General features: G+C 68.5%; 6 protein-coding genes and 1 tRNA gene. 3 read left to right on the top strand and 4 right to left on the bottom strand.

What is annotated here, in order from left to right:
* Window positions 1–424: 424 nt before the first annotated feature.
* A tRNA-Met gene (locus PUT80_RS37300) sits at window positions 425–498 on the bottom strand.
* A gap of 67 nt (window positions 499–565) precedes the next feature.
* Complete coding sequence (locus tag PUT80_RS37295; RefSeq protein ID WP_275294927.1) at window positions 566–3535, bottom strand: UPF0182 family protein; 2970 nt, start codon at window positions 3533–3535, stop codon at window positions 566–568.
* A gap of 167 nt (window positions 3536–3702) precedes the next feature.
* Between PUT80_RS37295 and PUT80_RS37290 the strand changes: the two genes are divergently transcribed.
* A complete protein-coding gene (locus PUT80_RS37290; RefSeq protein ID WP_037818414.1) occupies window positions 3703–4257 on the top strand; it encodes a PPA1309 family protein in 555 nt (184 codons plus the stop codon).
* 61 nt (window positions 4258–4318) lie between these two features.
* Here the strand turns inward: PUT80_RS37290 and PUT80_RS37285 are convergent, their stop codons facing one another.
* A complete protein-coding gene (locus tag PUT80_RS37285) occupies window positions 4319–5440 on the bottom strand; it encodes a PDZ domain-containing protein (protein WP_043832314.1) in 1122 nt (373 codons plus the stop codon).
* Window positions 5441–5529: 89 nt separating this feature from the next.
* Here PUT80_RS37285 and PUT80_RS37280 point away from each other — a divergent pair, with 89 nt between their 5' ends.
* Entirely contained in the window at window positions 5530–6942 is a 1413-nt protein-coding gene (locus PUT80_RS37280; protein WP_275294926.1) for a zinc-dependent metalloprotease, read from the top strand.
* Window positions 6943–7504: 562 nt separating this feature from the next.
* On the opposite strand, the gene PUT80_RS37275 is transcribed toward PUT80_RS37280, so the two are convergent.
* Window positions 7505–8014 carry a M48 family metallopeptidase gene (locus PUT80_RS37275; RefSeq protein WP_037818287.1) on the bottom strand — a complete coding sequence of 170 codons (510 nt, stop codon included), beginning with the start codon at window positions 8012–8014 and terminating at the stop codon, window positions 7505–7507.
* A 216-nt stretch (window positions 8015–8230) separates the two neighbouring features.
* Here PUT80_RS37275 and PUT80_RS37270 point away from each other — a divergent pair, with 216 nt between their 5' ends.
* Window positions 8231–9316, top strand: a complete 1086-nt coding sequence (locus PUT80_RS37270) for a ThiF family adenylyltransferase (RefSeq protein WP_275294925.1) — start codon at window positions 8231–8233, stop codon at window positions 9314–9316.
* Window positions 9317–9322 lie beyond the last annotated feature (6 nt).

Below are 9322 nucleotides of genomic sequence, written 5' to 3'. Positions count from 1 at the left end.
CCCTCCGACACCACCCCCACAAAACCCCCTCACCAGCAAAAACACCCCACCCCGCGCCGCCCCTGCCAGATCAACCTCACCCAAAGACCAAAACCCAGACCGCAAACCAGCCGCCCCCAGAACTCGACAGGTTTAGACCTCTACTCGCGTCCGGTGTAGAGAGTCAAAAACCGTTGGGAGCATTGGAATATTCCACACAGCCAACACGTAACGAGGAAGTCGTGGTGCTTCCGACGGCAATCGGTGCCTTTTCGCAGGCCCCCGAGCACCACACACACCAACCGCAAGCCACTTAGCCAACGCAACCCCACGCGGGGGTCCAGGGGGCGTGCCCCCTGGCGGGGGTCTGGGGGTTCGACCCCCAGAGCAATGACGAAAGAGACCCGCCTTCGCGCTTTTTGCGAAGACGGGTCTCCCATCTCTGTAGCGGGGACAGGATTTGAACCTGCGACCTCTGGGTTATGAGCCCAGCGAGCTACCGAGCTGCTCCACCCCGCGTCGTAGGACCTACCTTACGCCCTGGTTTCGAGGGGGCGCAAAGCAGGTGCCTATTACGTAACCGAGGTCACCCGCCGGGCTGGGAGGTCGGCCCGTTGGACGGCGGCGGGGTGGTCGGTTTGGCGGAGTTGTACTCCTTGGTCGCCGCGTCGAGCGCGGAGAGTGCCGCGCCTTGGTCAGCGAAGTTGCCGGATTGCTGTGCTGCCTTGAGCTTGGCGAGCGCGGCCTGGATGTCGGCGACGGCCTTGTCCATGGCCGGGTTGCTGCCGCCGGTGCTGGGCGGCGGCGCGGCGGTGCTGGACGTCGGCGGGGTCGTCGTGGTGCCGGGGTCGCCTTCCTTCGGGGTGGTGGCTGCCGCGCCGGTGCCCTTGCCGAAGACTTGGTCGAGTGCCTCGTTGAGGGTGGACGCGAAGCCGATCTTGGCTCCGTAGGAGACGAGCACGCGCGCCAGCTGCGGGTAGCTCAGCTGGTTTCGCTGGCGGATGTAGACGGGTTCGACGTACAGGAATCCGTCCGCGACCGGCAGCGTGATCAGGTTGCCGTAAATGGGAATGACGTTGGGGTTGTTCAGCAATGTCCGGTCTTGGGCGACGCGCGGGTCGCTCTGGAACCGGTTTTGCACCTGGACGGGTCCGTCGACCTGGTTGGCACCGCTGGCCGGGGGTAGTCGCAGGACGCGGATGGTGCCGTAGTCCTCCGGATCGGACGAGATGGACATCCAGGCGGAAAGGTATTGCCGTTGCAGACCGGTGAGCGCGCTGGTCAGCTGGAACGTCGGCCTGCCTTCGCCCGCCGCGTTGGCGAGGACGTAGTACCCGGGCTGGTTGGCGACGTTCGCGCCGGCCGTGGTGGAGCTGCCGTCCTCGGTCGGGTCCTGCGGGACGCTCCAGAACGCCTGCTGCGCGTAGAACTCCTGCGGGCTGTCGACGTGGTAGCGGGCGAGCAGTTCGCGCTGGATCTTGAACAGGTCCTCGGGGTAGCGGAAGTGCGAGCGCAGTTCCGGCGAGATCTCGGAGCTCGGCTTGACCGTGCCGGGGAAGACCTTCTCCCACGCCTTGAGGACGGGTTCGTTGTCGTCGATCGAGTACAGGTTGACGGTGCCGTCGAACGCGTCGACGGTCGCCTTCACTGAGTTGCGGATGTAGTTGATCGAGTTGTTCGCCTGTTTGGTGACGCCGTTGAGCGAGTCGTTGGTCGCTTCGCCGAGTTGCGTCTGCTGGGCGTACGGGTAGTTGTCGAGCGTGGTGTAGCCGTCGACGATCCACTGGATGCGGCCGTTGACCACCGCGGGGTACGGATCGCCGTCGAGGGTGAGCCACGGGGCCACCTTCGCGACGCGGTCGCGCGGTTCGCGGTTGTACATGATCTTCGAGCCGTCGCCGATGGCGTCGGAGAAGAGGATCTTCGGTTCGCGGTACTCGGCGGCGAACATCAGCCGGTTGAACCAGTTGTCGAGCGAGACGCCGCCCTTGCCCTGGTAGAGGTAGCCGCGCTGGGCGTCGGTGTCGTACTCGCCGGGGGCCTTGCCCGGCGTGCCGCCGACGATCGCGTAGTCGGACTGGTTGGTGAGCTCGCCGTAGTAGATCCGCGGCTGGTCGACCTTGATGCCCGGCTGGCCGTTGACCGAGCCCGCGCCGGTGGGGTTGCTCGTGTCGCTCGTGGTGGCGATCGGGTAGCCGCCGTCGGAGTTCGAATCCTTCACCGCACGGTCGATCGTGTTCGCCGGCGCGGCCACGAAGCCGTTGCCGTGCGTGTAGACCATGTGCTTGTTGATCCAGTTGTTCTGGTTCCCGGTGAGCCCGTCGGTCTTCATTTCCTTGGCGGCCACGATGTAGTCCTGCGTGGTGCCGCCGATGGTGTACCGGTCGATGTCCAGCTTGGACGGGAAGCCGTAGAAGTTCTCGCGGCCGACGCGCTGGGTGAAGGTGTCGCTGAGGATGTTCGGGTCGAGCAGCCGGATGTTGGACACCGTGCCGGTGTCGGCCTTCACCGCGTCCGCGGTGGTTTCGGTCTTGCCCGGGTACTGCTCGTATTTCACGTTGGTGAGGCCGTACGCCGCGCGCGTCGCGTCCATGTTGCGCTGGATCGACGTCGCTTCCTTCTCGTTCGCGTTCGGCTTGACCGAGAACTGGTCGAGAATCGCCGGCCAGGCGACGCCGACCAGCACGCCGGACAGGATCAGCAGCACCAGCGAAATCGCCGGCAGCTGCAGATTCCGCAGGAACGCGCCCGCGAAGAAGGCGATCGCGCAGATCACCGAAATGCACAGCAGGATCAGCTTCGCCGGGAGCACCGCGTTGAGGTCGGTGTAGGTGGCGCCGTTGAACAGCGGCATGTTCCGGTCGGACAGCAGCAGGTTGTACCGGTCGAAGAAGTACTCGACCGCCTTCAGCAGCACGAAAAGCCCGACGGTGATGGCGAGCTGCGCGCGCGTCGGCCCGGCCAGCTGGCCGCCGCGGCCGGCGAGCCGGATGCCGCCGAAGATGTAGTGCGCGATCAGCGCGCCGAAGAACGAGACGACGACGGTGACGAACAGCCAGCCGAGCAGCCAGTTCACGAACGGCAGGGAGAAGGCGTAGAAGCCGAGGTCGATGCCGAACTCGGGGTCCTTCTGCCCGAACGAGGTGCCGTTGAGGAACAGCTGGATCGTCTGCCAGTCCCCGCTCGCCGAGGCTCCCGAGATGACGCCGGTGAGCACCGGGATGCCGATGCCGAACAGCCGGATCCGGCTGACGATCACCGAGCGGTAGCGCGACAGCGGATCGTCGCGACCGGACACCGGCACGAACACCGGGCGCGTGCGGTAGGCGATGAGCAGGCTGACCGCCAGCGCGCCGCCGACCAGCAGCCCTACCGCGAGGAAGAGCACGATGCGGGTGACCACCTGCGTGGTGAACACCGACCGCGCCTGCACTTCGCCGAACCACAGCCAGTCCACGTAAGTGTCGAGCAACCGGACGCCGGCCAGCAGGGCCAGCACGATCACCGCGGCGATGATGAGAAGGATCCGGCTGCGCCGGGACAGCTTCAGGCTCACCGGGGGCCGAGTCGCCACGGCAATGCTCCTGTCTTCGTGAACACGTTCTCCGGGGACAGCGGTGTCCCCCGTGACCTCTAACTCTACGGATGGTGCCGCGAGTTCCCGGGACCGCCCAAACCGGGCACGCGCGGCGCGTCGCGGGGACGCCTGACACGATGGTCGCCATGCCACCGAGTGAGCCGTCTGCCGCCCACCCTGTCGCCGGGCTGGCCCGGGAAGTCGAAGAGTTCGTCGCCGCCGCCGGCTGGAACCAGCCGCCGCAGTTGTTCGCGCTGGTGCCCACCGCGGCGCTGCTGGACGAACAGCCCGAACTGGCCGGTCAGCTCGACCGGGCGAACCCGCTGACGCCGGTGGCCCAGGAGGCGCTGCCGGACGGCGATCTCGCCGAATCGCTCGGCCGCATCGCGTGGCCGGAGATCGTGGTCGGCTGCGCGCTGGCGCAGGAGATCATCGTGCTGCCCCCGGACGTGGAGGCGGAACTCGAAGGCATCGCCGAAGCGGACGCCGAAAGCCTCCGCCGCGCCGCCGCGGACCACCCGCGCCGCACCGAGGCCCGTCTGGTGGCCGCGGTCCTGCGCGAAGGCGACGCGGCCTGCGTGATGCGGCTTCGCGGCGTCCAGCCGGGCAACGAGGACGAGAACGCGGTCGACGAACTGGTGGAAAGCCCGGACCTCGCGCCGAACCTGGTCGAAGCGCTGAAGACGACCCTGCAGCCCTGATCCTTCCCGACGACAAAGGGCCCGTTGATCCTTCAACGGGCCCTTTTCCGTGTCGCTTGGTTCAGCAGTGCGCGGTCGGGCGACCGGCTTTCAGGTTGTCCAGTTGCTTGAGCGCGTCGTCGAGGTTGGACACCTTGATGAGGTTGAGGCCTTCCGGCGCGGCCGATTTGGCCTCGGCGCAGTTGTGCTCGGGGACGAGGAAATCGGTCGCGCCCGCTTCCTTCGCGCCGACGACCTTGAACGAGATGCCGCCGATCGGACCGACCTGGCCGGTCTCGCTGATCTCGCCGGTGCCCGCGATGTGCCTGCCGCCCGCGAGGTCGCTGCCCGGTTTCCCGGGCGGGGTGAGCCGGTCGATGATCGCGAGGGTGAACATCAGCCCGGCCGACGGGCCGCCGACGTCCTGCAGCGAGATGTCGACGGAGAACGGCGCGACCGCGCGGTCGACGGCGGTCAGGCCGAGGAAGCCCTGGGTGCGGTCGTCGCGGTGGGCGAGCGTGACCGGCACGGTGCGTTCCGGCTGGCCGAGGTGCTGGAAGGTGACCTGGACGGTGTCCCCCGGCTTGGTGTTGACGATGGAGGCGGCGACCTCGCCCGCCTCGCGCACCTGCTTGCCGTTGACCGCGACGAGCTTGTCGCCGGGGGCGAGGATGTGGTCGGCCGGGCTGCCGGACACGATCTGCTTCGCGACGACCTGCACCGGGTAGCCGAGGTGGCGCAGCGCGGCGACCTGGGCGTTGCTCTGCGAGTTCTGCAGCTGCTGGATGTTCTCCTGCTTGACCTGCTCGTTCGTCTCGCCCGGCTTGTAGTACTCCTCGCGCGGCGCGAGCGCGTAGCGGCCGCTGGCCCAGAGGCCGAGCGCGGTGAAGAGGTTGATGCCGTCGTTGAGCGAGACGGTGGTCATCCGCAGTTCGCCGCTGGTGCCGTAGGTCTGCTGCCCCTTGACCTGGATCACCGGGTTGCCCGCGGCGTCGCGGCCGAGGGTGTCGTAGGTGGGCCCGGGGCTGATCGCGACATACGGCACCTGGACCAGGAACCCGGCCACGACGAACACCAGGAACAGCACGCCGCTGACCAGCATCGTCCATCCGCGGCGGGTCATCCGCCGGTCGCTGCGGCCCGGCGCGCGCGACGGCTCGGCGCGGCGGGACTGGTTCGCGGTGTCCTCGTCCGGTTTTGTCACGAGCGACAGCGTACGGTGACTGTGTTCGCTTCCCGGTGAAGGCCACGGTTGACGCGCTGAGCCGGGTCGCACCCGCGTACGGTGGAGCTATGAGCAATCCCCCGTTCGGCTTCGGACCGCCCGATCCCGACAAGCGAGGCGACAACGACCCCTCGAACCCGGGCCAGCCCGGCGGAGCCGAGGCGTTCAACCAGCTCGGGCAGATGCTGAGCCAGCTGGGCCAGATGCTGAGCCAGGCGGGCTCGTCGAGCGGGCCGGTCAACTACGACCTGGCGAAGCAGATCGCACTCCAGAACCTGAGCGGGCGGGACGACGCCAAGATCGGCTTCACGTCCGAAGGCGGCGACTCCGCCACTGCCGTGCGCGACGCCGCGCACCTGGCGGAACTGTGGCTCGACGCGGCGACGATCCTCCCCGCGGGCGCGACGTCGACCGTCTCGTGGTCCGCGCGCACCTGGGTCGAGAAGACGCTGCCGACCTGGCAGCGACTGTGCGATCCGGTGGCGCAGCAGGTGTCCGGCGCGTGGATGCAGGCGCTGCCCGAGGAAGCCAAGCAGGCGGCGGGCCCGCTGCTGTCGATGATGGGCCAGATGGGCGGAATGGCCTTCGGCTCCCAGCTCGGCAACGCGCTGGCGCAGCTCGCGCAGGAAGTGCTCACCTCGACCGAGGTCGGCCTGCCGCTCGGCGAGGCCACCACGTCGGCGCTGCTCCCGGCGAACATCGAGAAGTTCACTGAAGGCTTGGAGCTGCCCGCCAGCGAGGTACTGGTGTTCCTGGCCGCGCGCGAGGCCGCGCACCAGCGCCTGTTCGCGCACATCCCGTGGCTGCGGCAGCGCCTGCTGGCGACGGTCGAGGAGTTCGCCCGCGGGATTACTGTCGACACCTCCGCACTCGAGTCGCTGGCCGGAAGCATCGACCCGGCGAACCCGGCGAGCATCGAAGAAGCGATGTCCTCCGGCCTGCTGGAACCGCAAACCACGCCGGAGCAGCAGGCGGCCCTGAAGCGCCTGGAAACCCTGCTGGCCCTGGTGGAAGGCTGGGTGGACGTAGTGGTGGCCGAGGCCATCGGCGACCGTCTCCCGGGAGCCGAGGCCCTGCGCGAAACCCTGCGCCGCCGCCGCGCGACCGGCGGCCCGGCCGAGCAGACCTTCGCCACCTTGGTGGGTCTCGAACTGCGCCCACGCCGGATGCGCGCCGCGTCGTCCCTGTGGAAGCTCGTGGGAGACCGCCACGGCCTCGAAAAGCGCGACGGCCTCTGGTCGCACCCCGACCTCATGCCGACCGCCGACGACCTGGACGAGCCCCTGGACTTCGCCGACCGGATGTCCGAACCGCCGTCTCTCGCCGCTGACCTGGACCCGATCGCGGAACTGGAACGCACGGAGAAGGCGGAACGGGAGGCCCGCGAGGCTGGCGAGGCCAAGGACGCCGGTTCCTCCGACGAGGGCAGCGAGACTCCGAAGGACGAAGGCAAGAAGGACGAGGGGAACTCGCCTTCCTAAGGCTTCCCGTCTGGGGTCGCCTTACGCCCCGGCCACACTGCCGTTAAGCGCGGACCGTCTTACTCAGTTGAGACGGTCCGCGCTGCGTTTGTCCCGCCAGCGCTCCGCTCTTGCCGCGACCTCCGCCTCTCACCACGGGTTCCGCCCCACCGCGTGATCACGAGCCCCGGCACGCCGCCACACGACGAACTCCGCGACGCTTCCGCCGCACCGCCTCGCCGCCGCGGCGGGTGCGGTGGCGGTTCGTCGACCCGGCTCGTCACCCGTCCCGCCGCACCGCCTCGGTACCTGCCCCGCCGTTCGTCACCTGTCCCGCCGACTCATCTCGTCGCCCGTTCCGCCGCCCCCTCATCACCTGCTCCGCCGACCCATCTCCTCACGCAGCCGCCACCGTCAATCAAGCCAGTCCAGCGGCCACGAACTACTCACCCAGCCGCCCTCCTACCCCTCACTCCCCCCACACCTGGTCGCGGGTCACTCCCCCATACCTGGTGGCAAGCCCTCCGCCGACGCCCTCAGCCACGCACCACCCCTCCAAGCCCCAGCCACGCCAGCCACCGACTCAGTCCTCCTCCGAAATCCCCCACCCAGCCGCCGCCGAAAGCCCCTCCAGGTACCCCATCGCCCGTTCCGTCTTCGGATACCGGTTGACCAGCGCCCAGAAAGCCGGGTCATGCCCTGGCTCCCGCAGGTGCGCCAGCTCGTGGACCAGCACGTAGTCCAGCACCCATTGCGGCACCTTCTGGAGCCGTTCGCTGACCCGGATGGTGGCGTCCACCGGCGTGCACGACGCCCACCTCGTGCGCATCGGCGGCACCCACCGGACGCTCGCCGGCAACGCCTTCCCGTCCAGGTACTTCGCCCCGAGCACCGCGCAGCGCGCCAGCAGCGCCGCGTCCGACGTCTTAGGCGGCGCCGTCTTCCGTCCTCCCGGGCGCAGCAGCCTGCGCTCCATCTCCGCGACCCAGTGTTTCTCTTCTTCGCGCGTCATCCGTGCCGGGATGAGGACGACCAGGGTGTCGTCATTCCAGTACGCGGTGACCGTCCGGTGCCTGCGCTGGCTGCGCCGCACCTCGACCTTGTGTTGAGAAGTGTCCGACGGGGCCTTCTCGCCCCTGCCTCTCAGGGAGGACATCCGTGCTTCGACCACTCGACAACGGTAAGGCTCAGCACCGACAACTTGGAGCGCCGAAAGGTCACAGCCCTGACTTGTCCACAACTAGATTTCCCTGTGGACAACTCAGCTTCTCACCCACGAGTGGCGTTCCGGAGCTGCCAAGCTGACCGCATGACCCTGTCCAGTGTTCCGCCGCCGGACGTGCTCCTCCCGGCGTACCCGACGTTGCTTCCGGGCCTCCACGTGCTCGAACGCGACGACAACGAGATCCAGTTCGGCCTCGACCGCCGCCACGGCATCATCGCCAACGGCCTGCCCCCGGCGATCGTCGACAGCGTCCGCAGGCTCGACGGACGGCGTGGGCTCGAGGACGTCCTGCTCGCTGTAGGCGAACACCGGGACCAGTTCCATCTGCTGCTGAAACAGCTGTCCGCGCTCGGGTTGGTCACCGAAGCGGCGAAGAAGGAGGCGAAACGGGTCGAGACGGGCTTGTGGTCGCTGCGTGCCCGGCACTACCAGCCAGCTCTCACGGATCGTCGCTGGCAGAGCCTCATCGCGGTCCACGGCAGCGGACGCATCGCCGTGGCAGTCGCCGCGCTGCTCGCGACGTCCGGAGTCGGGCACCTCGACATCCGTGCGTCCGGCACGGTCTCCGAGGCCGATCTCGGTTCCGGGTTCACCCCCGCAGAGCTGGGCCAACCCAGGCAACGCGCGATACGGAACGTCGTCGCCCGGGTCGCGCCCGACGTCACCACCGCTCGCAACCAGCGCCGCCTCCCCGACCTCGTGCTGCTCACCGACACCCTCGTCCCGCCACCGGAGGAGGTAGCCGAGCTGGTCGATTCGGGCACCGCGCACCTGCCAGTCCGGGTGTGCGAGGGCACGGGCATCGTCGGGCCGCTCGTGGTTCCTGGCCGCAGCGCCTGCCTCCGCTGCTGTGACCTGCATCGGACCGACGCGGATCTGTCGTGGCCGAGGATCGCGACGCAACTGGTCGGCCGGATACCCAGGGCTGATCTCGGTGCTGTGCAGGCGTGCGCCTCGCTCGCCGTCGCTCAAGCGATGCGGCTGCTGTCGCCGAGCGAAACCCCGCCGCCGGCCTGGAACGCCACGCTCGAGATCGACAACTTCGACGGAAAACTCCACCGCCGGATCTGGGAACCGCACCCGGACTGCGGCTGCGGTGCGCCAGTTCCCGTCGAGGACGCTCTCGAAGCGGCGGAGGAGGCTTCCGAGGAGGTGCTGCAAGAGACGTAGGACACA

This window comes from Amycolatopsis sp. La24 (genome assembly GCF_029087445.1).
GTDB classification, from domain to species: Bacteria; Actinomycetota; Actinomycetes; order Mycobacteriales; family Pseudonocardiaceae; genus Amycolatopsis; species Amycolatopsis nivea.
Note: the sequence above shows the minus strand (reverse complement) of the source record. Positions and strands in the feature narration are given on the sequence as shown.

Excerpts from the sequence above, each read along its gene's own strand:
- PUT80_RS37290 (WP_037818414.1), top strand. The coding sequence starts at position 3,703 with ATGCCACCGAGTGAGCCGTCTGCCGCCCACCCTGTCGCCGGGCTGGCC.
- PUT80_RS37280 (WP_275294926.1), top strand. The coding sequence starts at position 5,530 with ATGAGCAATCCCCCGTTCGGCTTCGGACCGCCCGATCCCGACAAGCGA.
- PUT80_RS37270 (WP_275294925.1), top strand. The coding sequence starts at position 8,231 with ATGACCCTGTCCAGTGTTCCGCCGCCGGACGTGCTCCTCCCGGCGTAC.